Here is a 24201-nt window from a genome sequence, read left to right as displayed (position 1 = left end):
CGTCAGGGTGAATGCCGACCCTTGCTCGGCATCGCGGTCGGGCGACACACGCCGAGGTTCTGATCGGCGGTCAGCTCGTCAGTGTGTGCATTACGTATAGTTTGTCGCGCTTTCTTCCCCGCCGGTCGACCCCTCCTCCACCCCGGGATGTCTCATGCGTCTGAGGAAAAACACGGTGAGGCTGGTCACCGGCACCTCCACCGTGGCCCTTCTCGCGGCCGCCTCGCTCACGACCGCCCACGGCGCACCGGCGCGCAGCGAAAAGGCGCCGGCCCGCAGCGAGCAGACCCTGACCGCCGCCGCGCTGCCGACCTGGCAGACCGACGGCATCGTCTGGTCGGTCGCCTACGCGCGCGGTGTGGTGTACGTCGGCGGCACCTTCGACAGCGTGCGTCCGCCCGGCGCCAAGCCCGGCCAGAAGGCGGTCGCCCGCAAGAACTTCGCCGCGTTCGACGCTGTCACCGGCCGGCTGCTGCCGTGCGCCCACTCCTTCACCGAGGGCGAGGCGACGGTACGGGCCCTGAAGGCGTCGAGCGACGGCAAGGTGCTGTACGTCGGCGGATCGTTCGGCAAGGTCGACGACACGAACGTGTCCAGCGCGGTCGCGCTCGACACGGCCGGCTGCTCCCTGCGGGCGGACTTCCGCCCCGCGGTCGCGGCCACGGTCCGCGCCATCGCCACCACCAAAAACACGGTGTACCTGGGCGGCGACTTCCTCACCGTCGACGGCCGCGGGAGGCAGTACCTCGCGGCCCTGCGACCGGGCGGCTCCCTGCTCCCGCTCAAGGCGCACATCGACGAGCCGGTACGCGCCCTGCTCGTGCCCCCCAGGCAGGGAAAGCTCCTCGTCGGCGGTGACTTCCACCAGGTCAACGGTGAGGCGCAGCAGGCCCTGGTCGCCCTGGACCCGTCCAGAGGTTCGACCGCCGCCTCGTTCCCGGGCTGGCTGCCCACGGGGTCCTCGGTGAAGGCGCTGGCGAGCGACGGCACGAACTTCTACGTCGCCGCCGAGGGCCGGGGGACCGGGATCTTCGACGGCCGCATCGCCGGGCGGCTGTCCGACGGCTCGATGGTCTGGAAGGACTACTGCCAGGGCGCCACCCAGGCCGTCGTGGTGGACCGGGGTGTTCTCTACAGCGCCTCCCACGCCCACTACTGCATGCGCACCCCCGGCGGCTTCCCCGACGGCCGCCGCCGCCACTTCCTGGCCCAGTCCGTCGGTGACAGCCGCATCCTGCACTGGTTCCCCGACACCGACGACGGACTCGGCGAGGGAATCGGCCCGCGCGCTCTGGTGATGACCAAGGGCATCCTGTGGGCGGGCGGCGAGTTCACCACGGTCAACGGCCGGCCCCAGCAGGGTCTGACACGGTTCTCGTCCGGGCCGGGGAACACCGCTCCGCTGGCGGCACCCGAACCGGCCGCTCGCAGCGACAAGGCCGGGCGCATCACGCTCACCTGGCGTGCCACGTGGGACCGCGACGACGCGGAGCTGACGTACCGGATCCGGCGCGACGGCGTCCTGGTGGCCTCGCGCAAGCAGCGCTCCACCGACTGGGAGCTGCCGGAGATGACCTACACGGACTCCGTCACCCCCGGCTCCCGGCACACGTACACGGTCACCGTCACCGACGGCAGGAACACCGTGCCGCGCTCGGCGCCGCACGCCGTGACCGCGGCCGCCCGGAAGTGAACGGGAAGGCCACGACGGTCAGCGCGCGTCGCGCACGATGCCGTCCCGGACGGTGTCGTCCCGAACGGTGTCGTCCCGCAGGATCTCGCCCCGCAGGGCGGTGAGCACGTCGACGCGGTTCGTGGTGATCGAGTCGACGCCCACGTCCAGGAGGCGGCGCATGGAGCGGCGGGTGTCCGGTGTCCAGACGGACAGCAGGTACCCGCCACGGTGGACACGGGCCGCCAGGTCGTGGTCGACCAGGGCGAAGCGGTAGTTGAGCCAGCGCGGGCGCACCGCGTCCAGCACCGCGGGACGGGGCGGCGCGAGCGAGGTCCAGGTCAGGGCGATCTCGGCGGCGGGATCGGCGGCCCGGACCGCGAGCACGGCCTCGGCGTGGGCGCTGTAGTACACCCGGTCCCCGGCCCCGCACTGCCGTACGACGTCCAGGGTCCGCTCCACGGACCGCCGGTCGACCCGCCCGCACAGGTCGATCATCACCCGGCTGCCCTCCGTCGCCAGGAGCGCCTCGGCCAGCGTCGGCACCGCGCCCCGGGTGAGTCCGCGCACCTCGTTCGCGGACAGCGCGCGCAGCGGCCGGTCGTGCGTCCACAGTCGGCGCAGCGTCTCGTCGTGCAGCAGCACGGGGACGCCGTCGCGGGTGAGCCGTACGTCGACCTCGACCGCGTCCGCGCCCAGGGCGAGCGCGGAACGCAGCGAGTCGAGGGTGTTCTCGCGGAACCGGTAGGGGTCGCCGCGGTGGGCCACGGCGGTCACGTTCTGCATGGCCCCATTGTGGGGTGCGTCAGGGCGCGAGCCAGGCGGCGGTGTAGGTGTCGATCTCGGCCTCGATCCGGGACTTGCCGGGGGCGTCGAGGAAGGACGCCCGTACGGCGTTCTTCGCCAGGTCGGCCAGGCCCCGCTCGTCGAGGTCGAGGAGGCGGGCGGCCACCGCGTACTCGTTGTTGAGGTCGGTGCCGAACATCGGCGGGTCGTCGGAGTTGATCGTGACCAGCACACCGGACCGGACGAACTCCTTGATCGGGTGCTCGTCCAGGGTGCGGACCGCGCGGGTGGCGATGTTGGAGGTCGGGCAGACCTCCAGCGGGATGCGGTGCTCGGCGAGGTGCGCGAGCAGCGCGGGGTCCTGGGCGGAACTCGTGCCGTGGCCGATGCGCTCGGCGCGCAGGTCGGTCAGCGCGTCCCACACCGTCTGCGGCCCGGTGGTCTCCCCGGCGTGCGGGACGGAGTGCAGCCCGGCCGCGATGGCGCGGTCGAAGTAGGGCTTGAACTGCGGCCGGGGCACGCCGATCTCCGGGCCGCCGAGCCCGAACGACACCAGGCCCTCCGGGCGGATCCGGTCGTCGGTCGCCAGGCGCGCGGTCTCCTCGGCGGACTCGAGGCCGGCCTCGCCGGGGATGTCGAAGCACCAGCGCAGCACGGTCCCGAACTCGGCCTCGGCGGCCTTGCGGGCGTCCTCGATCGCGGCCATGAAGCCCAGCTCGTCGATCCCTCGGCGGGTCGAGGAGAACGGGGTGATGGTCAGCTCGGCGTACCGCACCTGCTGGCGGGCCAGGTCCCGGGCCACCTCGTAGGTCAGCAGCCGGACGTCCTCCGGGGTGCGGATCAGGTCCACGACCGACAGGTACACGTCGATGAAGTGCGCGAAGTCCGTGAAGGTGAAGTAGTCGGCCAGGGCCTCGGGGTCGGTGGGCACCTTGGAGTCGGGGTGGCGGGCGGCCAGTTCCGAGACGATGCGCGGGGAGGCGGAGCCGACGTGGTGGACGTGCAGTTCGGCCTTGGGCAGTCCGGCGATGAAGGCGTGCAGATCGCGGTCGGGCGTGCCGACGGCGGGTACGGAGCTGCGGTCGGACAAGGGTTCCTCCCCGGGAACGGCGCCCGCGGACCTGGGTCCGTGGTCCGGGCGCGGGTGATCGGCTGATCGGTGACTCGAGGTCATCGTAGGCCCCCGGCCTCGACGGTCCCGGCCTCGCCCGTAGCATGGCCGGACGTCCGACACAGGGGGGTCCTGAGCCATGTCAGAGCAGGTGCCGCAGCCGATACCGCCGGAGTACGGCGCCGGCGACGGGTCCGTGGCACCTGAGGGCTCCGCGCCCCGGGTCTCCCTGGACAAGGGGAGCGGGCGGGAGCCCGTCGACTCCGCCGGGGCCGAGCGGTCCGCACCGGACGGGGCGCCGTCGACGCCGGCGCCGGCCGCGGGCGTGGGCGTGGAGGCCGATCCGTGGGCACCTCGGGTGAGCCCGCAGGGAGCCGGCGCCACGGTCGTCTCCGACGTCTCGGCCGCCGCCCCCTTCTCCGGGCCTTCGGCCGCTCCCGCCGGCGAGGCCGCCGCCCCGGCTCCCGCGCCGCAGCCCCCCGTCCACGACCAGCGGACGGTCGCCTCCCTGCCCGCCCCGGACGCGCCCGCCGACCCGGTGCCCCCGGCCTGGGCCAAGCCGGCCGACCCCTTCGCCCCACCGGCCCCCGCTCCGTCCGCGCCCGGTCAGGCGAACCTGTTCGCGCCCCCTGCCGACATGCCGCCCGCGCCGCCCGCCGCCGCAGCCACGAACCCGTTCGCGCCCCCTTCCGGCACGCCCGCGAACCCGTTCGCGCCGCCCGGGCCCGGCTCTCAGGCCGGAGCGCCGGTGCACCCCTACGTCCCGCCGGCCCCCGCCGGGCTCGGCAACCCGTACGCGCCGCCCCCGGCCGCCGCCGCCCAGCCCCAGGAATCGGTCCCCGTCCCGCCGCCGCCCATGTCCCCCGACGGCCCCGGCCAGGTGCCGTACGGCTATCCGGGCGCGCCGGCGGCGTACGGCTACCCGGCCCCGCAGCCGCCCCCGGGCTACGGCGGACCCGGCATCCCCGCCTACCCGGCGGCGGCCGGTTACGGCTGGCCGGGCATGCAGCCGCAGCCGAACAACGGCATGGGCACGGCCGCGCTGGTGCTGGGCATCCTGTCGGTGGTCGGCTTCTGTGCCTGGCCGCTGGCCATCGTGATGGCGATCCTGGCGGTGGTCCTCGGCTCCCTGGGCCGCGCCAAGGCCCGCCGCGGCGAGGCGGACAACCCGGGCGTGGCCCTCGCCGGGATCATCTGCGGCGCCGCGAGCATCGTCCTGATGCTGGGGCTTCTCGCCTTCGCCATCGCGTACTACCACTGAGCCGCCCGGGGGCTGGCCGGCTCCCCGGCGATGGGCCGGCAGGCGGCGCGGACCGCCCAGGGCACGCACCCCCGCCTCTCGGCGAGGGGTGCGATGCCGCCGGCCCCCGGACTTCCGCAGCTCCGCTGAGTGGCGAGTCGGGGCACGCCCCGGTCCCACCGACCCTTGCGATGTCACACCGTGACGGTCACGCCTCCGCCGGCGGCTCCCGCGATGACGTGGCGCCGGCCATGCCGCGTCGGCGGCCGCTCGCCGTGTCGCCCGCGATGCTCCAACCCCGCAGCCACCTCCCGGCGGCCGTCTCGGCCGGAGGCCCCGCCGGCCGCCCCGGACATGCCCTACCCCTCAGCCTGAGGCGCCGCGGGCGCAGCCGCCGAACCGTCCGCGTGTCAGCCGCGCTGGACGGGGCCTGCCCCCCCCGCACAGCCCCCGGACCACGGACCAGACGCCCGTCAGTCGTGCCGGACGGTCCTACCCCTCACACACAGCCCACGCGCCGCCCGCTGCCAGGCGGTTCCCTACGAGCCCCGCCTCTCCTCCCGGTCTCAGACCCTTACGCCCCCGCCAGCCTCTCCCGTGCCTCCATCAGGGCGAAGCCCAACAGGTTCGGGCCGCGCCAGCGTTCCGGGTCCGAGGCCGCCTCGTCGTCGGCCGCGAGGCCGATGCCCCAGACGCGGTCCACGGGGCTCGCCTCGACCAGGACGCGGTCGCCGGTGTTCAGCAGGAACATGCGGAGCTCGTCGTCCGAGGCGAACTTGTGCACGCTGCCCTCCACGACGATGCGGAAGCGCTCCCGCCGCCAGACGGCCTCGTCGAACCCGCGGACCAGCCGGCCCGCCTTCTTCGCCTCGGCGGGGTGCGCGGCCGCCAGGATCCGGCGCTCCGCCTCCGCGTCCCCGAAGAGCCGCGCCTTGCCGGCCATCATCCAGTGCTCGGCCGTCACGTACTCGACCCCGTCGACCACGAAGGGTGACGGCCACCACTGGCTCAGGCAGCTCGCGCCGACGCGGCCGTCCGGGCGCGGCCGGTGGCCCCAGAAGTGCAGATACTTGATGCGGGCACCCGCCCGGACCTCGCTGAGCAGGGCCTCCACCCCGTCGATCTTCCCCATGCACGCGAGTGTGGCACGCACCACGGACACTCCGTCCGCCCTTTTCCGCGCCGACTCGACACCTGGTCGACAGATTCCGTCGCGTAACCAAAAGGCAACAACGGAATCACTTGTTGGAGTGCACTTGCTCTGTCAGGATCGGCACTCAAATCGAGCTGGAGCTACGCCACCCACCCCCGGGACGGGGCGAAACGGCGGAGGAGAGCGACATGCACAACCCGGGCATCCCGGAACGATTCGACGCGCAGGGGCGCCTCGCGGACGGTGCGCAGTTCATCGCGGGCCGACTCACCAAGGGCACCTCGGGCCGCACCCACGCCGTGGTCGACCCCTCGACCGGCGAGGAGGTGTACACCTACGAACTGGCCGGCACGGACGACGTCGACGCGGCCGTGGCCGCCGCGCGCGAGGCGTTCCCGGGCTGGGCCTCCGCCACCCCGGGCGAGCGCTCGGACGCCCTGCACCGGTTCGCCGCCGTGCTCGCCGACCGCGCCGAGGAGTTCGCCCGCGCCGAGTCGCTGCAGTGCGGCAAGCCGCTGAAGCTCACCCGCGAGTTCGACGTCCCCGGGACCATCGACAACACCGCCTTCTTCGCCGGCGCCGCCCGGCACCTGCAGGGCCAGTCCGCCGGCGAGTACTCGGGCGACCACACCTCGTACGTGCGGCGCGAGCCGATCGGTGTCGTGGGCTCGATCGCGCCCTGGAACTACCCGCTCCAGATGGCCGCCTGGAAGATCCTCCCGGCGATCGCGGCGGGCAACACCATCGTGCTCAAGCCCGCCGAGCTGACCCCCCTGACCTCGCTGCTGTTCGCCCAGGCCGCCACCGACGCGGGCATCCCCGACGGTGTCGTCAACATCGTCACCGGGACCGGCCGGGAGGCGGGCGAGCGCCTCGTCGGGCACCCCGACGTGGCCATGACCTCCTTCACCGGGTCCACCGCCGTCGGCAAGCGGGTCGCCGAGATCGCCACCGCGACCGTCAAGCGCCTCCACCTGGAGCTGGGCGGCAAGGCGCCCTTCGTCGTCTTCGACGACGCGGACCTGGAGGCCGCCGTGCACGGCGCGGTCGCGGGCTCGCTGATCAACACCGGCCAGGACTGCACGGCCGCCACGCGCGCGTACGTTCAGCGACCGCTGTACGACGCCTTCGTGGAGCGGACCGCCGCCCTGATGGAGACCGTACGGCTGGGCGACCCGTTCGCCGCCGGCACCGACCTCGGGCCGCTCATCTCGCACGCGCAGCGCGACCGCGTCGCCGGCTTCGTGGACCGGGCGCGCGGCTACGCGCGCGTGGTCACCGGCGGCGAGGCCCCGCAGGGCGACCTCAAGGACGGCGCCTACTACCGGCCGACCCTGGTCGCCGACGCGGCCCAGGACAGCGAGATCGTCCAGTCCGAGATCTTCGGTCCGGTACTGGTCGTCCTGCCGTTCGACAGCGACGATGAGGGAATCCGGCTGGCCAACGACACGCCCTACGGCCTCGCCGCCTCCGCCTGGAGCGGCAACGTCTACCGGGCCAACCGGGCCACCCGCGAGATCAAGGCGGGCTGTGTGTGGATCAACGACCACATCCCGATCATCAGCGAGATGCCGCACGGCGGTTACAAGGCGTCCGGCTTCGGCAAGGACATGTCGGCGTACTCATTCGAGGAGTACACGCAGGTCAAGCACGTAATGTTCGACAACACGGCGGTGGCGAGGAAGGACTGGCACCGCACCGTCTTCGGGGACCGTTAGCCACGATCCGGCCGGTGAGATGGCCGATTCCTCCCGAAAGGGCACCACGCGCATGGAGCAGTACGAGCCCGACCGCCTGACCCCTCCTCAACTGGCCGCCATGCGGCGCAGCCTGCGCAACGGCCGGGCGGCGATGACCCGCCGGTCACTGCTGCGCGCCTCCGCGGGCGGCGCGCTCACGGTCGGCGGTCTCGGGGCGCTGAGCGGCTGCGGGATCCCCGCGGCGGGCAAGACCCAGGGCGGCACGTCCGCCCAGGATCACTCGGCCCAGGAGAAGGTCGTGAACTTCTCCAACTGGACCGAGTACATCGACGTCGACGACAGCGGGAAGCGCCACCCCACCCTGGAGACCTTCCAGAAGCGGACCGGCATCGCGGTCAAGTACACCGAGGACATCAACGACAACAACGAGTTCTTCGGCAAGATCAAGCCGCAGCTCGCCGCGGGCCAGGACACCGGCCGCGACATCCTCGTCCTCACCGACTGGCTGGCCGCACGGCTGATCCGCCTCGGCTGGGTCCAGAAGCTGGACCCGTCCAACCTGCCGCACGCCTACACCAACCTGTCGTCCCAGTTCCGCGACCCCGACTGGGACCCGGGACGGGCGTACTCCTACCCCTGGCAGGGCATCCCGACGGTCATCGCCTACAACAAGAAGGCGCTCGACGGCGTCGAGGTGAAGTCGGTCTCCGACCTGCTCGACAACCCGAAGCTGAAGGGCCGCGTCTCCTTCCTGTCGGAGATGCGCGACAGCATCGGCATGACGCTCCTCGACATGGGCAAGGACCCGGCGAAGTTCACCGACGACGACTTCGACGCGGTGATAGCCCGGCTGCAGAAAGCCGTCGACAAGGGCCAGATCCGCCGCTTCACCGGCAACGACTACACGTCCGACCTCACCAAGGGCGACATCGCCGCCTGTGTCGCCTGGGCCGGCGACATCGTCCAGCTCAAGCACGACAGCCCGGACGTCGACTTCGTCATCCCGGACAGCGGCTACATGACGTCGAGCGACAACATGCTGGTTCCCAACAAGGCGCGGCACAAGACGAACGCCGAGCGGCTGATCGACTTCTACTACGAGCCGGAGCAGGCCGCCGCGCTCGCCGCGTACATCAACTACGCGACTCCCGTCGACGGCGTGAAGCCCTACCTTGCGAAGATCGACCAGGACGCGGCGAACAACCCGCTGATCGTCCCCGACAAGGCCATGCAGGCCAGGTCCCACTCCTTCCGCTCGCTGAGCCAGAAGGAAGAGACGGCCTACGAAGAGAAGTTCGCGAAGCTCACAGGGGCGTGACGACCATGACGACAGACAACAGCGGCGACGTCCGCCTCTCCGGTATCAGCAAGACCTACGACAACGGCTTCACCGCCGTGCAGCCGCTCGACCTGATCGTGCCGCAGGGCTCCTTCTTCGCCCTGCTCGGCGCCTCGGGCTGCGGCAAGACGACCACCCTGCGCATGATCGCCGGTCTGGAGGAACCTTCCTCCGGCACCGTGCACCTCGGCGACCAGGACGTCACGCACCTGCCGCCGTACAAGCGGCCGGTGAACACGGTCTTCCAGTCCTACGCCCTCTTCCCGCACCTCGACATCTTCGAGAACGTCGCCTTCGGCCTGCGCCGGCGCGGCGTCAAGAGCGTGAAGAAGCAGGTCGAGGAGATTCTGGACCTGGTCCAGCTCGGCGAGCAGGCCCGGAAGAAACCGCACCAGCTCTCCGGTGGCCAGCAGCAGCGTGTGGCCGTGGCCCGCGCGCTGATCAACCACCCGAAGGTGCTGCTGCTCGACGAGCCGCTCGGCGCCCTCGACCTCAAGCTGCGCCGTCAGATGCAGCTGGAGCTCAAGCGCATCCAGACCGAGGTCGGCATCACCTTCGTGCACGTCACGCACGACCAGGAGGAGGCCATGACCATGGCCGACACGGTCGCCGTGATGAACGCGGGCCGTGTCGAGCAGCTCGGCTCGCCCGCCGACCTGTACGAGAACCCGCAGACCACGTTCGTCGCGAACTTCCTCGGCACCTCGAACCTGATCGAGGCCGAGGTCGACACCAAGAACGGCGACGACATCGTGCTCAAGGCGGGCGGCGGCAAGCTCGTCCTCCCCGAGGCGCGCTGTTCCGCCCCGGCGACGGCCGGCGGGAAGGTGCTGGTCGGCATCCGCCCGGAGAAGATCTCCCTCACCCACGCCGACGACGCCGGCTCCGTCCCCGAGGGCCGCAACCGCCTCACCGGCAAGATCGCCGACGCGAGCTTCATCGGCGTCTCCACGCAGTACGTGATCGACAGCCCGGTCTGCGACGAGCTCGCGGTCTACGTGCAGAACGTCGAGCGCGACGGACGGCTCGTCCCCGGTGCCGACGTCGTCCTGCACTGGAGCCCCGCGCACACCTTCGGCCTGGACGCGGCCCAGGACATCGACGCCGGTGTCGAGAGCGTCGAGGAAGAGGCCGCGTAGACATGTCGACCCTCACCGAGGCGCCCCCGCCCCTGGCTCCGGCCGAGCCCGACAAGAAGCCGCCGCGCAAGCGGGGCCGGTTCACGCCGTACTGGCTGCTGCTGCCCGGCCTGCTCTGGCTGGTCGTCTTCTTCGCGCTGCCGATGATCTACCAGGCGTCCACGTCCGTGCAGACGGGCTCCCTGGAGGACGGCTACAAGGTCACCTGGCACTTCGCGACCTACTGGAACGCGCTGTCGGCGTACTGGCCGCAGTTCCTCCGCTCCGTCTCCTACGCGGCCGGCGCGACCGTGCTGTGCCTGCTGCTGGGCTACCCGCTGGCCTATCTGATCGCCTTCCGCGCGGGCCGCTGGCGCAACCTGATCATGATCCTGGTGATCGCGCCGTTCTTCACCAGCTTCCTGATCCGCACCCTGGCCTGGAAGACGATCCTGGCGGACAACGGCCCGGTCGTGCACGCCCTGAACACGCTGCACGTCCTGGACCTCACCGACTGGCTCGGCTGGACGGCGGGCGACCGCGTCCTCGCCACGCCGCTCGCCGTGGTGTGCGGTCTGACGTACAACTTCCTGCCGTTCATGATCCTGCCGCTGTACACCTCGCTGGAGCGGATCGACGGGCGGCTGCACGAGGCGGCCGGCGACCTGTACGCCAAGCCGTGGACCACCTTCCGCAAGGTGACCTTCCCGCTCTCGATGCCGGGCGTGGTCTCCGGGACGCTGCTGACCTTCATCCCCGCGGCCGGTGACTACGTCAACGCCGAACTCCTCGGCTCGACCGACACCCGCATGATCGGCAACGTCATCCAGACGCAGTTCCTGCGCATCCTGGACTATCCGACGGCGGCCGCGCTGTCCTTCATCCTCATGGCCGCGATCCTGCTCATGGTGACGGTCTACATCCGCCGGGCCGGGACGGAGGATCTGGTCTAAATGCCTTTCGTCAACTGGCTCAAGCGCCAATTCGTGGTCATCGCGGGACTGCTCACCCTCGGCTATCTGCTGCTGCCGAACGTCGTCGTGACGGTGTTCTCCTTCAACAAGCCGAAGGGGCGCTTCAACTACGAGTGGCAGCAGTTCTCCACGGACGCCTGGAAGGACCCCTGCGGGGTCGCCGACATGTGCGGTTCGCTGTCGATCAGCCTGCAGATCGCCTTCTGGGCGACCATCGGCGCCACGCTGCTCGGCACGATGATCTCCTTCGCGCTGGTGCGCTACCGCTTCCGCGCGCGGTCCGCGGTGAACTCGCTGATCTTCCTGCCGATGGCCATGCCCGAGGTCGTCATGGCGGCCTCGCTGCTCACCCTGTTCCTCAACATGGGTGCTCAGCTCGGCTTCTACACGATCCTCATCGCGCACATCATGTTCTGCCTCAGCTTCGTGGTGGTCGCCGTCAAGGCGCGCGTGATGTCGATGGACCCGCGTCTGGAGGAGGCCGCCCGGGACCTGTACGCGGGGCCCGCACAGACCTTCCTGCGGGTCACCCTGCCGATCGCGGCACCCGGTATCGCCGCCGGCGCGCTGCTGTCGTTCGCGCTCTCCTTCGACGACTTCATCATCACCAACTTCAACGCGGGCTCGACCGTCACCTTCCCCATGTTCGTGTGGGGCTCGGCGCAGCGCGGTACGCCTGTCCAGATCAATGTCATCGGTACGGCGATGTTCCTGGTCGCCGTGCTGCTCGTCCTGACCTCGATGCTCATCACCAACCGTCGTAACAAGCAAAAGGCATAAGCCCCCGTAGGGAGTTGAAATCATGGCCCCGAGCGCCATGAGCCGTGGCAAAGACAACTGGATCGCCTCTCTTTCCGAAGCCCAGCCGGTCCCGTACTGGCTGGAAGACCCCGGCAAGCCGCAGGCCGAGCCCGCCCTCACCGGCGCCGAGACCTGCGACCTGCTGGTGGTCGGCGGCGGCTACAGCGGACTGTGGACCGCGCTCAACGCCAAGGAACGCGACCCGCAGCGCGATGTGGTGCTGCTGGAAGGCCGCGAGGTGGGCTGGGCCGCCTCCGGCCGCAACGGCGGCTTCTGCGCCGCCTCCCTCACGCACGGCCTGCCCAACGGCCTCACCCGGTGGCCGGACGAGATCCTCAAGCTCCAGGAGCTGGGGATGCGCAACCTCGACGAGATCGAGGCCGCGGTCGCCCGGCACGACATCGACTGCGAGTTCGAGCGCAGCGGCGAGATCGACGTCGCCACCGAGACCTACCAGGCCTGGGAGCTGCGCGACTGGCACCGTGAGCTGACGGAGAGGGGCCTGGCCGACGGCGTCGAGTTCCTGGACACCGACGCGGTGCGCGAGCAGGTGAACTCGCCCACCTTCGAGGCCGGCCTGTGGGACCGGCGCGGCGTGGCCATGCTGCACCCGGCCAAGCTGGCCTGGGGTCTGAAGCAGGCGTGCGTCAGGCTGGGCGTGCGGGTCTACGAGCACACGCCCGCCCTGACCCTGAAGCAGTACGGCGCCGGCATGGCCGTACGCACCCCGTACGGCTCGGTCCGGGCCCGCCGGGTCGCGCTGGGGACGAACATCTTCCCGAGCCTGCTGCGGCGCGTGCGCGCGTACACCGTCCCGGTCTACGACTACGCGCTGATGACCGAACCGCTCAGCGCCGACCAGCTCGCGGCGATCGGCTGGAAGAACCGCCAGGGCCTCGGCGACTCGGCGAACCAGTTCCACTACTTCCGGCTGTCCGCCGACAACCGGATCCTGTGGGGCGGCTACGACGCGATCCACCACTACGGCGGCCGGGTACGCGCGGAGTACGACGACCGGCCGGAGACGTACGCCAAGCTCGCGGGCCACTTCTTCACCTGCTTCCCGCAGCTGGAGGGCGTCCGCTTCACCCACGCCTGGGGCGGCGCGATCGACACCTGCTCCCGCTTCTCGGCGTTCTTCGGCACCGCGCACCAGGGGAAGGTGGCCTACGCCGCGGGCTACACGGGGCTCGGCGTCGGCGCGACGCGCTTCGGCGCGGACGTGATGCTGGACCTGCTCGCCGGGGAACGCACCGAGCGGACCGAGCTGGAGATGGTGCGCAAGAAGCCGCTGCCGTTCCCGCCGGAGCCCTTCGCCTGGACGGGGATCGCCCTGACCAAGTGGTCGCTGGCCCGCGCGGACGAGCAGGGCGGCCGGCGCAATCTGTGGCTTCGGACGATGGACCGGCTGGGGCTGGGCTTCGACAGCTGACGGCTCACCCGAAAGAAGAGCGGAAACCCGCGTAATGCGGGCCGGAGGCCTCCCTCTCCCTGGTGACGCGACCGCGTCCACGGGCGAAAGGGAGGCCTTCTCATGACTGGGGCGAAGACGGCGGTCGAGTGGCTGGCATCCGTCGCACCGGACCCGGAGACCTGCCGCTGGGAATGGGAGCGCAACCCCCTCGGGGTCGCGCTGCTGCCCGCCGGCCGGGCCTGGGACGTGCTGATCCTGCCGGCCGTCCTCGGCTATCCCACGCTCGACGTGCTGTTCCGGGTGCTCGACCGGCCCGGCCCGGTGCTCGCCGACTTCGGCGACAACCGGGTCGGCTTCTTCGTGCCGCCGGGCACCGCGGCCCGCTGGCTCGGCACCGGCATCAGGACCGCGGGTCCCGGCACCTGGATCGTGGTGCCCCACCCCGGCCGGGCCACCCAGGGGGTGCGCTGGCTGGTCCCGCCGGACGGCTCGGGCACGCTGACCGACCCGGCGCTGCTGGAACTGGCGATGCACGAGGCGGCGGCCGGCCCGAGCAGAGGCCGGGACGGAGGGAGGGACGGAGGCCGGAGCGGAGGCGGGCGGGGCGGCCGAGAGGGCGGTGACGGGTAGCGCCCGGACACCTTGACAAGAGGATTGGTCTGGACCAAATTGTGTGCGCTCCGCTCCTCCAACTCCCCGAACCCCGGAGGCCCTTGTGGACCGCGCCCGACCCGCGCGCAGCGCCAGACGCCCCAGATCCGTCCTAGCCCTGCTCACGGCCGCGCTGCTGGCCGTACCCGGCATCACCGCGCTCTCGTCGGCCGCCGTCGCGGCCGACGCCGACCTCGTCCGCAACGGCGGCTTCGAGTCCGGCCTCGACAACTGGTCCTGCACGGCCGGGAAGACGGTCGGCTCACCTGTGCACGGCGGCAGCGCCGCGCTGCAGGCGACCCCGGCCGGCAGCGACAACGCCCAGTGCACGCAGACGGTGACCGTCCAGCCGAACGCGCAGTACACGCTGTCCGGTTGGGTCCGCGGCTCCTACGTCTACCTCGGCGCGAACGGCACCGGCACCACCGACGTCTCCACCTGGACCCAGTCCGCCCCCGACTGGCAGAAGCTGACCACCACCTTCACCACCGGCGCGGCCACCACGAAGGTGACCCTCTACACGCACGGCTGGTACGGCACCGGCGCCTACTACGCCGACGACGTCTCCCTGGTCGGTCCCGGCGGGAGCACCGGGCAGCCGCCAGCCCCGCCCACCGGCCTGGGGACCGGCACCGTCACCTCGTCCTCGGTCGCGCTGTCCTGGTCGGCGGTGACCGGCGCCACCGGCTACGCGGTCTACCGCGACGGGGTCAAGACGCAGACGGTGACGGGCACTTCGGCCACCGTCTCCGGCCTCGCGGCCTCGACGGCGTACAGCTTCCAGGTCACCGCGACCAACGACGCGGGCGAGTCCGCGAAGTCGGCCGCCGTGACCGCGACCACCTCGGCCGGCACCGGCGGCGGGTCGCCCGGCCTGCCCGCCCACGCCCTCGTGGGCTACCTGCACACCACCTTCGCCAACGGCTCCGGCTACACCCGCCTCGCCGACGTGCCCGACAGCTGGGACGTCATCGACCTCGCCTTCGGTGAGCCCACCTCGGTCACCTCCGGAGACATCCGCTTCAACCGCTGCCCGGTCACCGAGTGCCCGAACGTCGAGAGCGACGCCGACTTCAAGGCGGCGATCAAGGCCAAACAGGCGGCCGGCAAGAAGGTGCTCATCTCGATCGGCGGCCAGAACGGCCAGGTGCAACTGACCACCACGGCCGCGCGGGACACCTTCGTCAGCTCCGTCTCGAAGATCATCGACGACTACGGCCTCGACGGCCTCGACATCGACTTCGAGGGCCACTCGCTGTCCCTGAACGCGAACGACACGGACTTCAGGAACCCCACCACGCCCGTGATCGTGAACCTGATCTCGGCCCTGAAGACCCTGAAGGCCAGGTACGGCACCAAGTTCGTGCTGACGATGGCCCCGGAGACGTTCTTCGTGCAGAACGGCTACCAGTTCTACGGCACCGGCAAGTGGGGCGGACAGGACCCGCGCTGCGGCGCCTACCTCCCGGTCATCCACGCCCTGCGGGACGACCTGACCCTGCTGCACGTCCAGGACTACAACTCGGGGCCCATCATGGGCCTGGACAACCAGTACCACTCCATGGGCGGCGCCGACTTCCACATCGCCATGACCGACATGCTGCTCACCGGCTTCCCCGTGGCGGGCGACGCGAACAACGTCTTCCCGCCGCTGCGCCCGGACCAGGTGGCGATCGGCATGCCGGCGTCGACGAACGCGGGCAACGGCTACGTCTCCCCGGCCGAGGTCACCAAGACCCTGGACTGCCTGACGAAGCGGACGAACTGCGGCTTGTACGCGACCCATGGGACCTGGCCCGCCCTGCGGGGGCTGATGACGTGGTCGGTGAACTGGGACCGGTACGCGAACTGGGAGTTCGAGAAGAACTTCGACGCCTACTTCGGCTGAGCACGAGGGACAGGGTGGTCAGCAGCACGGTGCTCAGGCACCAGCTGGCCACCACGTCCAGCGGCCAGTGCCAGCCGCGCCGGACCAGGCCGAAGGACACCCCGAGGACGAGGGCCGCGCACAGACCGACCAGGGCGCGGCGGGCGGCGGGGGAGCGGAGCCAGGGCAGGAGCAGCAGGGTCGCCGAGCCGTACGCCGTCGCCGCCGTGGCCGTGTGGCCGGACGGGAAGTAGCCGACCCCCGGCGGCACCACCGGGGTCCCCGCGCGTGCGGTCCACTCCTTCAGCGGTACGACCACCGCCGGGACCAGCGCCATCAGCACGGCGGCGGCGAGCGGCGGCAGCCACCACAGGCCCGCACCGGCGGCCCGGCCGCGCCACGCCGACCAGGCCAGGGCGGCCACGAGCACCGGCACGGCGACCTCGACGTTGCCGAGGTCGGACAGGCCGGCGGAGAACCGGTCCGGGTGGAGCAGCGCGCGGCTGAACTGTTCGTCCGCCCGCAGCAGCGGGCCGCCGGCCACGACCTGCCAGGTGATCAGCGCGAACAGGGCGGCCGCCAGGCCGGGGAGGAGAAGCAGGACGGAGACCGGCCGCTGTGCGGCGGGGGGCCTGTCGTCCTGGGCCGTCGGCCCGTGTCCCGGGTCCGGATTCTGCGAGCTCGACACGGTGCACAGTCTGACAGCCGCGGAGCTTCGTGCCCGGAAATGCCCGGAAAGAGGAAGAAGGAGGTCGGCCGCCCCGGAACAGGGGGGGTGGTTACGGGGCGGCCGTCCGGACCGGAACGTCGCTCGCCCCGGGGGGTTTGGGGCGGCGACCGTCCGATCGGTGAGGAGATCCCGGAGCCCTCAGGCCCCGGTTGTGTGCGCGAGGGCACGACCAGGTCGAAGCTGGGGAGGCCCCGGCCTGAAATCGCCCACAGTCCCCTGTGGGCGGGGTGTATCTCTCATCTGGGTAGAACCTACGGCAGCCCGAGGTGCTTGGGCAGACGGAATCGCGTCCCGCCATCCACCCCGCACACCTTCTTCACACGGCTGCCGCAGGCGCCCGACAGAGGTGCGTATCCCTCGCTCAGATGCGCGAGAACGCCTGCTCGATGATGTCCAGGCCCTCGTTGAGCAGGTCGTCGCCGATGACCAGCGGCGGCAGGAAACGCAGCACGTTGCCGTAGGTGCCACAGGTGAGGACGAGCAGGCCCTCCTGGTGGCACGCCTTGGCGAGGGCGGCGGTGGCCTCCGGGTTCGGCGCCTTGGTGCCGCGGTCCTTGACCAGCTCGATGGCGATCATGGCGCCGCGGCCGCGGATGTCGCCGATGACGTCGAACTTCTCGGCCATGGCGCCGAGGCGGGACTTCATGATCGCCTCGATGTTCTTCGCCCTGGCGTTGAGGTCCAGCTCCTTCATCGTCTCGATGGCGCCGAGCGCACCGGCGCAGGCGACCGGGTTGCCGCCGTAGGTGCCGCCGAGGCCGCCCGCGTGCGCGGCGTCCATGATCTCGGCGCGGCCGGTGACCGCGGCCAGCGGCAGACCGCCGGCGATGCCCTTCGCGGTCGTGATCAGGTCCGGGACGATCCCCTCGTCCTCGCACGCGAACCACTGGCCGGTGCGGCAGAAGCCGGACTGGATCTCGTCGGCGACGAAGACGATGCCGTTGTCCGCGGCGAACTGGCGGATCGCCGGCAGGAAGCCCTTGGCGGGCTCGATGAAGCCGCCCTCACCGAGCAGCGGCTCGATGATGATCGCGGCCACGTTGTCCGGGCCGACCTGCTTGGTGATCTGGTCGATGGCCTGGGCGGCGGCCTCGGGGCCCGCGTTCTCCGGGCCGGTCGGCCAGCGGTAGCCGTAGGCGACCGGGACGCGGTAGACCTCGGGCGCGAACGGACCGAAGCCGTGCTTGTACGGCATGTTCTTCGCGGTCAGCGCCATCGTGAGGTTCGTACGGCCGTGGTAGCCGTGGTCGAACACGACGACCGCCTGGCGCTTGGTGTACGCGCGGGCGATCTTGACCGCGTTCTCGACGGCCTCGGCGCCCGAGTTGAACAGCGCGGACTTCTTGGCGTGGTCACCCGGGGTCAGCTCGGCCAGCGCCTCGGCGACGGCGACGTAGCCCTCGTAGGGGGTGACCATGAAACAGGTGTGGGTGAAGTCGGCGAGCTGGGCGCTCGCGCGGCGTACGACGGCCTCGGCGGAGGCGCCGACGGAGGTCACCGCGATACCGGAGCCGAAGTCGATCAGGCTGTTGCTGTCGACGTCCTCGATGACACCGCCGCCGGCGCGCGTGACGAACACCGGCAGCGTGGAGCCCACGCCCTGGGCGACCACGGCGGTACGGCGGGCCTGAAGCTCCTGCGACTTCGGGCCGGGGATGGCGGTGACGACGCGGCGCTCCTGCGGAAGTGCGGTCATGGGGGGCTCCCTGAAGATCTTGCGTACCGGGTGTTCCCGGGGGTTCCGGACGGTGCGTTTTTCGGACGCTTGTCTCTTTCTTCGCAGGCTAGGGCCGAGAACGGAGGGTGGGCATGCTCCATGTGGGCGTTGTCGCGAGGATTCGTTGTCCGTGGTGGACATAGCACTGGGTGACGGGCACGGCCGACCGGTCCGTCCCTACGGCCGCGTAAGCGGTGAACTCCCTTGGTCGGGGCGTTAGATTGGCTCGCTGATGGTGGATGGAACGGCTGGTCAGGGGGCAGGGGCGATGGACAGCGACGGCACGCGGGACGTACGCGGCACGCATGCGAATCCTGTGCCGCGCCCAGCGGCGCCCCGGGAGAACACCGCCCTGCCGCCCATGCCGGCCGTGCCGCCCGGGGCACCGCCCCGACCCGACGGCTCGGCCTACCTGGCCTGGCTGCGGGCACCCCGGCCCGAGGCGGCGCCGGGCGTCTGGCGTTTCGGCCACCGGCCCCGGCCCCGGCAGGAGCCCGAGCGGATCCCGGCCCGGCAGTTGCTGAGCGGCGCGCTGATCGCCTTCCTCGTCGGCTGGCTGGTGTGGTCCCTGCTGTGGAACGGCTACCTCGGCGGCTGGTGGGTGCTGCCGCTGGAGCTGTTCACCCCGGACTCCTGGCGGCAGGGCAACGACCGGGTCGGCAACGCCCTGCTCTGGTACTCGTACTACACCCTCATCGCCCTCGCCATCATGTTCGTCGTCGGCCGGCTCGGCCGCTGGGGCGAGGTCTGGCGTCGCTACGGCCCGCCCGCCTGGCGCCCGGCCACGCCCGCTGCCCCGCCGCCGCCCGCACCCGAGCAGGACCCCGCCGAGTGGCCCCAGCTGCGCCGGGCCGGCGCCCACGAGGCCGCCGAGCGCCTCGCCGCCGAGGCCAGGGCCGGGCTCATGCGGGACGTCGACCATGCCCGGATCAGCCGTGCCTGGCACGGCGTGCGCTCGGGCTCGCACAGCCTCGCCTCCTTCACCGGCGCCGTGCTGCAGGACGGCTCGGCCGCCTGCCCGCACCCCTCGGGCGAGCGCGACCTGCCCGCCCGGCACGCCCGCCACGACCTGCTCACCGGCCAGGTGCGCCTCGGCACCACCGCCGACGACACCCGCAACCCCTACCAGTACCGCGGGGCCGGCCTCGCCCTCGGCCCCGAACTGCTCGGCACCTCGCTGCTCGCCGTCGGCCCGGCCGGGTCCGGGAAGACCGGCGCGGTCGTCCGGCCGCTCGCCGAGTCGCTGTGCCTGCACGCCCTCACCGGGAAGGCCGCCGTCGTGGCCGTCGGCGCGGCCGGCGCGGGGCTCGGTCCGGCCGAGGCGTACGACGTCGTGGTGCGCGTCGGGCACCCCGACTCCGTCCACGACCTCGACCTGTACGGCGGCACCACCGACCCGGACGAGGCCGCCGCCATACTCGCCGAGGCCCTCGTCGGCGACCTCGCCGACCCGCACCCCGGCGGCGACAGCCGCCGCTCCACCACCGTCCTGGCCCAGCTCCTCGGGCCCTTCCGCGCCGTCCACGACCGGTTCCCCTCCGTCCCCGAGCTGCGGCAGCTCCTCGACGGCACGCCGGGCCCGCTGGCCGCGCTCCGCGAGGCGCTCACCGACACCCGGCAGGAGGCGCTGCTCAGGGAACTCGACGCCCGCGAGCGGCAGATGGCCCACCCCGGCGACGTCGGCGCGGTGCTGGCCGACCGCATCGCGCTGCTCGACCGGCCCGCCTTCGCCGGCTTCTTCGACACCTCGGGGCAGTCCCGGCCGTTCTCGCTCAAGGCCCTCGACCACCCGGTGCGCGTCCGCATCGACCTGCCCCAGCGCGGGCACGCCGACGCCTCCCGGATCCTGGCCCGGCTGGTGCTCGCCCAGTTCACGGCCAGCGTCACGGTCCGGGAGGACCGGTCGCTGTTCGCCTGCCTGCTGCTGGACGACGCCTCCGGCGTGGTCACCCCGGAGGCGGTGCGCGGCATCCAGCGGCTGCGCTCCGCGAACGCCGGGGTCGTGCTGACTCTGCGCACCCTGGACGACGCCCCCCGGCCGCTGCGCGGACCGCTGCTCGGCGCCACCGGCTGCCGGATGGCCCTGGCCGGGCTGACCCCCTGGGACGGCCAGGACTTCGCCGAGGTGTGGGGCAAGGAGTGGACCGAGACCCGGGACGTCACCGACCGGCAGATCATCGCCGAGACCCCGGCCGGCAAGGCCGTGCACATGCTGCGCCGGGTCATCACCGGACAGGCCCCCACCGCCCGCGCCGTCACCGTCCGCCAGGTCGAGCGGGAGCGCTGGTCGGCCTCCGAGCTGGCGCACGAGGTGCCGCCGGGCCACGCGGTGCTGTCGCTGACCACGGTGCAGGGCGAGCACGCGCCGCCCCTGCTGGTGGACCTGCGGGGCTGAGGCGCCCGGCGCCGTCGTCTCCGGTATGTCCATAGCGTCAGCGGGTGACCGTACGGTGAGGCAGAATCGGCATAGGCCGTTCATACGCGGCGGCCAAAAGATCTCGGTTCTCCCAGACCTGAAGGCCCGATGCCCCCGACTCTCGCCTCGCTCGTCCACCACTCCGCGCTCAAGCTGACCGTGCGGGCCGGCGAGGACCGCCTCGACGTCCCCGTGCGCTGGGCGCACGTGAGCGAGCTGGCCGACCCCGTGCCCTACATGGAGGGCGGCGAGCTGCTGCTGATCACCGCGCTCAAGCTGGACGCGGAGGACCCCGAGGTCATGCGGCGGTACGTCAAGCGCCTGGCCGGGGCGGGGGTGGTCGGACTCGGGTTCGCCGTCGGGGTCAACTACGAGGAGATCCCCAAGGCCCTCGTGGACGCCGCCGAGGAGGAGGGGCTGCCCCTGCTCGAGGTGCCCCGCCGCACCCCGTTCCTCGCCATCAGCAAGGCCGTCTCCGCCGCGATCGCCGCCGACCAGTACCGGGCCGTGACGGCGGGCTTCGCCGCCCAGCGCGAGCTGACCAAGCAGGCACTCAACGCCGGCCCCGAGGGCCTGCTCGCCGCGCTCGCCGCCCAGGTCGACGGGTGGGCGGCCCTGTACGACGCCTCGGGCGCCGTCGTCGCCACCGCACCCGAGTGGGCCGGCCGCCGGGCCGCCCGGCTCACCGCCGAGGTCGAGCGGCTGCGCGAGCGGCCCGCGCCCGCCTCCTCCGTCGTCGGCGGCCCCGAGTACGAGGACCGGGTGGAACTGCACTCCCTGGGGACCGGCCGCCGCCCGCGCGCCGCGCTCGCGGTCGGCACCGCCGCGGCCCTCGGCACCGCCGAGCGGTACGCCGTGCACTCCGCGATCGCCCTGCTCACCCTCACCACCGAACGCTCCCGCTCGCTGCACGCGGCCGAGCAGCGCATCGGCGCCGCCGTGCTGCGCATGCTGCTCGCCGGGGAGCCGGACCACGCCCGGGCCGTCGCCGGGGACCTGTACGGCGGGCTGCTCGACGCACCCTTCCGGATGGTCGTCGCCGAGCCGGTGTCGGGCGCCGACCCGCTGGGCGCGCTCGCCGAGACGGTCGAGGCGGCCGCGGCCCGTTCCGGCGAGGCGGTGCTGGCCGTGCCGGAGGGCGAGCGGCTCGTGGTGCTGGCCGCGGACGGGGGCGCGGCGGCGGCCGCCTGCGTCGCGCACGCGACGGCGCTGGAGACCGCGCGGGCCGTCCCCGAGCAGGCGACGGGCGAGGAGGACGAACTGGTCGCCGGCCTGTCCGCGCCGGCCGGGCCGATCGCCGCTGCCGCCGCCTACAAGCAGGCCGAGCAGGCGCTGTCGGTGGCCCGGCGGCGCGGCCGGTTCCTGGTGGAGCACGAGCAGCTCGCGGCCGGCTCGGTGCTGCCGCTGCTCGCCGACGACGCGGTCAAGGCGTTCGCCGACGGGCTGCTGCGGGCGCTGCACGAGCACGACGCGACCGGCCGCGGCGACCTGGTGGCCTCCCTGCGCGCCTGGCTGTCCCGGCACGGCCAGTGGGACGCGGCCGCGGCCGACCTCGGTGTGCACCGGCACACCCTCCGGTACCGGATGCGCCGGGTCGAGGAGATCCTCGGGCGCTCTCTGGACGATCCCGACGTACGGATGGAGCTGTGGCTGGCACTCAAGGCGACCGCGAGCGAGTAACCGCGTAGGACAAACCGGCGTGTCCCCGGACCGTACTGCTACGGCTCGGACAAGCCCCCGTCCGCCGCGCCCGCCCTACCGTGGAGCACGAGAGCAGGAAACACCTTCGACGCGGAAAGGCCGGGACGTACATGACTTCCAGCCACGCCTTCTGGCTCGCCGGCCGCCAGGTCACCGGCGAGGACACCTTCGACGTCACCTCCCCGTGGGACGGCCGGGTCGTCGGCACGGTCAGCGTGCCGACCGAGGCCCAGGTCGAGGAGGCGGTGGCCGCCGCGTACGCCGTGCGGGACGAGTTCGCCGCCACCCCGGCGCACGTCCGCGCCGCCGCCCTCGACCACGTCAGCAAGCGCCTGGTCGAGCGCACCGAGGAGATCGCCCAGCTGATCTCCGCCGAGAACGGCAAGCCGATCAAGTGGGCCCGGGGCGAGGTCGGCCGTGCCGTCTCGGTGTTCCGCTTCGCGGCCGAGGAGGCCCGCCGCTTCAACGGCGGCGAGGCCCAGCGCCTCGACACCGACGCGGGCGGCCAGGGCCGGCTGGCGCTCACCCGCCGCTTCCCCAAGGGCGTCGTCCTCGGCATCGCGCCGTTCAACTTCCCGCTGAACCTGTGCGCCCACAAGGTCGCCCCGGCGATCGCCGCCGGCGCGCCGATCATCCTCAAGCCGGCCCCGGCCACCCCGCTGTCCGGCCTGATCCTCGGCGACCTGCTCGCCGAGACCGAGCTGCCCGCCGGCTCCTGGTCGATCCTGCCGGTCTCCAACGACCGCATGCCCGCCCTGGTCCAGGACGAGCGCCTTCCGGTCATCTCCTTCACCGGTTCGGAGAAGGTCGGCTACGCGATCATGGATTCCGTGCCGCGCAAGCACTGCACGCTGGAACTGGGCGGCAACGGCGCGGCCGTCGTGCTCGCCGACTTCGCGAGCGACGCCGACCTGGACTGGGCCGCGACCCGCATCGCGACCTTCTCCAACTACCAGGGCGGCCAGTCCTGCATCTCGGTGCAGCGCGTGATCGCCGACGCCTCCGTCTACGACCGCCTGCTGCCGCGCATCGTGGCGGCCGTCGAGGCCCAGGTCACCGGCGACCCGTCCGACGCCTCCACCGACGTCGGCCCGCTGGTCAGCGAGGACGCCGCCAAGCGCGTCGAGTCGTGGGTGGACGAGGCCGTCTCGGCGGGGGCGAAGCTCCTGGCCGGTGGCAAGCGTGACGGCGCCTCCTACGCGCCGACCGTGCTGACCGAGGTGCCCGCCGACACGACGATCTCCTGCGAGGAGGTCTTCGGCCCGGTGCTCACCGTGCAGAAGGTGGACGGCGAGGCCGAGGCGTTCGCCGCGGTCAACGACTCCAAGTACGGCCTCCAGGCGGGCGTGTTCACGCACGACCTCCAGGCCGCCTTCCGCGCCCACCGCGCGCTGGAGGTCGGCGGTGTCGTCGTCGGCGACGTCCCGTCCTACCGCGCCGACCAGATGCCGTACGGCGGCGCCAAGCAGTCCGGTGTCGGCCGTGAGGGCGTGAAGTTCGCGATGGAGGACTACACGTACGAGCGTGTGCTGGTCCTCACCGGACTCGCCCTGTGACCCACGGACGGGTCCGAAAGGACTGACCTGCCACGGACAGGTCGGACAGGACGGCCGCAGCCCACTGTGCGGGGGCTGCGGCCGTCACTGCGTCCGGGCGGTGCGGTTCTCCGGGACCGTGCCGTGCTCCGGCGCCATGCCCTGCTCCGGGCTAATGCTGTGCCCTGGTAAAGGATTCGGCATCGACGGGTCAACTGTCTTGTTATGTGCATGACTCACTCGATGGGATGCGTGTCGACCACCACGTCCGACCGC

16 protein-coding genes and 2 pseudogenes are annotated in these 24201 nt (G+C 72.2%); 13 read left to right on the top strand and 5 right to left on the bottom strand.

Going from position 1 to position 24201, the window contains the following annotated elements; genetic code table 11:
• Positions 1-175: 175 nt before the first annotated feature.
• Positions 176-1693 (top strand): fibronectin type III domain-containing protein, encoded by a 1518-nt coding sequence (locus tag PV343_RS22180; protein WP_319148705.1) that lies wholly within the window; start codon positions 176-178, stop codon positions 1691-1693.
• Positions 1694-1711: 18 nt separating this feature from the next.
• Here PV343_RS22180 and PV343_RS22175 read toward each other — a convergent pair whose 3' ends face one another.
• Positions 1712-2458 (bottom strand): glycerophosphodiester phosphodiesterase, encoded by a 747-nt coding sequence (locus tag PV343_RS22175; RefSeq protein ID WP_319148704.1) that lies wholly within the window; start codon positions 2456-2458, stop codon positions 1712-1714.
• A 19-nt stretch (positions 2459-2477) separates the two neighbouring features.
• Positions 2478-3607, bottom strand: a pseudogene (locus tag PV343_RS22170) (adenosine deaminase).
• Between the two features lie 101 nt (positions 3608-3708).
• On the opposite strand from PV343_RS22170, the gene PV343_RS22165 reads away from it, so the two are divergent.
• Complete coding sequence (locus PV343_RS22165) at positions 3709-4830, top strand: DUF4190 domain-containing protein (RefSeq protein ID WP_319148703.1); 1122 nt, start codon at positions 3709-3711, stop codon at positions 4828-4830.
• A gap of 553 nt (positions 4831-5383) precedes the next feature.
• Here the strand turns inward: PV343_RS22165 and PV343_RS22160 are convergent.
• Entirely contained in the window at positions 5384-5941 is a 558-nt protein-coding gene (locus tag PV343_RS22160; protein WP_319148702.1) for an NADAR family protein, read from the bottom strand.
• A 209-nt stretch (positions 5942-6150) separates the two neighbouring features.
• On the opposite strand from PV343_RS22160, the gene PV343_RS22155 reads away from it, so the two are divergent.
• The 8 genes from PV343_RS22155 to PV343_RS22120 all read left to right on the top strand — a co-directional run bounded on the left by PV343_RS22155 (position 6151) and on the right by PV343_RS22120 (position 15847).
• Positions 6151-7680, top strand: a complete 1530-nt coding sequence (locus PV343_RS22155) for a gamma-aminobutyraldehyde dehydrogenase (protein WP_319148701.1) — start codon at positions 6151-6153, stop codon at positions 7678-7680.
• A gap of 52 nt (positions 7681-7732) precedes the next feature.
• Positions 7733-8980 (top strand): ABC transporter substrate-binding protein, encoded by a 1248-nt coding sequence (locus tag PV343_RS22150; protein ID WP_319148700.1) that lies wholly within the window; start codon positions 7733-7735, stop codon positions 8978-8980.
• A complete protein-coding gene (locus PV343_RS22145) occupies positions 8977-10140 on the top strand; it encodes an ABC transporter ATP-binding protein (protein WP_319148699.1) in 1164 nt (387 codons plus the stop codon). The genes PV343_RS22150 and PV343_RS22145 overlap by 4 nt, the downstream gene beginning before the upstream one ends.
• Positions 10141-10142: 2 nt before the next feature.
• Positions 10143-11072, top strand: a complete 930-nt coding sequence (locus PV343_RS22140; protein WP_319148698.1) for an ABC transporter permease — start codon at positions 10143-10145, stop codon at positions 11070-11072.
• Positions 11073-11873 (top strand): ABC transporter permease, encoded by an 801-nt coding sequence (locus PV343_RS22135; protein WP_319148697.1) that lies wholly within the window; start codon positions 11073-11075, stop codon positions 11871-11873.
• A 22-nt stretch (positions 11874-11895) separates the two neighbouring features.
• Entirely contained in the window at positions 11896-13326 is a 1431-nt protein-coding gene (locus tag PV343_RS22130; protein WP_319148696.1) for an NAD(P)/FAD-dependent oxidoreductase, read from the top strand.
• Positions 13327-13428: 102 nt separating this feature from the next.
• Entirely contained in the window at positions 13429-13938 is a 510-nt protein-coding gene (locus PV343_RS22125) for a hypothetical protein (protein WP_319148695.1), read from the top strand.
• Positions 13939-14023: 85 nt separating this feature from the next.
• The gene (locus PV343_RS22120) at positions 14024-15847 is read left to right on the top strand and encodes a glycoside hydrolase family 18 protein (RefSeq protein WP_319148694.1); all 1824 of its coding nucleotides are present in this window, start codon (positions 14024-14026) and stop codon (positions 15845-15847) included.
• On the opposite strand, the pseudogene PV343_RS22115 reads toward PV343_RS22120, so the two are convergent.
• Positions 15789-16427, bottom strand: a pseudogene (locus tag PV343_RS22115) (phosphatase PAP2 family protein); the annotation flags it as partial. The gene PV343_RS22120 and the pseudogene PV343_RS22115 sit on opposite strands and share 59 nt — an antisense overlap.
• Before the next feature lie 490 nt (positions 16428-16917).
• Positions 16918-18252, bottom strand: coding sequence for a 4-aminobutyrate--2-oxoglutarate transaminase (gene gabT / locus PV343_RS22105; protein ID WP_319148693.1), 1335 nt, complete (start codon positions 18250-18252; stop codon positions 16918-16920).
• 289 nt (positions 18253-18541) lie between these two features.
• Here gabT and PV343_RS22100 point away from each other — a divergent pair, with 289 nt between their 5' ends.
• The 3 genes from PV343_RS22100 (at position 18542) to PV343_RS22090 (ending at position 23946) form a co-directional block, all read left to right on the top strand.
• A complete protein-coding gene (locus PV343_RS22100; RefSeq protein ID WP_319148692.1) occupies positions 18542-20668 on the top strand; it encodes an ATP-binding protein in 2127 nt (708 codons plus the stop codon).
• 129 nt (positions 20669-20797) lie between these two features.
• The gene (locus PV343_RS22095; RefSeq protein WP_319148691.1) at positions 20798-22369 is read left to right on the top strand and encodes a PucR family transcriptional regulator; all 1572 of its coding nucleotides are present in this window, start codon (positions 20798-20800) and stop codon (positions 22367-22369) included.
• 131 nt (positions 22370-22500) lie between these two features.
• Entirely contained in the window at positions 22501-23946 is a 1446-nt protein-coding gene (locus tag PV343_RS22090) for an aldehyde dehydrogenase family protein (protein WP_319148690.1), read from the top strand.
• Positions 23947-24201 lie beyond the last annotated feature (255 nt).

This window comes from Streptomyces sp. WI03-4A (assembly GCF_033792105.1).
GTDB lineage: Bacteria > Actinomycetota > Actinomycetes > Streptomycetales > Streptomycetaceae > Streptomyces > Streptomyces collinus_A.
Note: the sequence above shows the minus strand (reverse complement) of the source record. Positions and strands in the feature narration are given on the sequence as shown.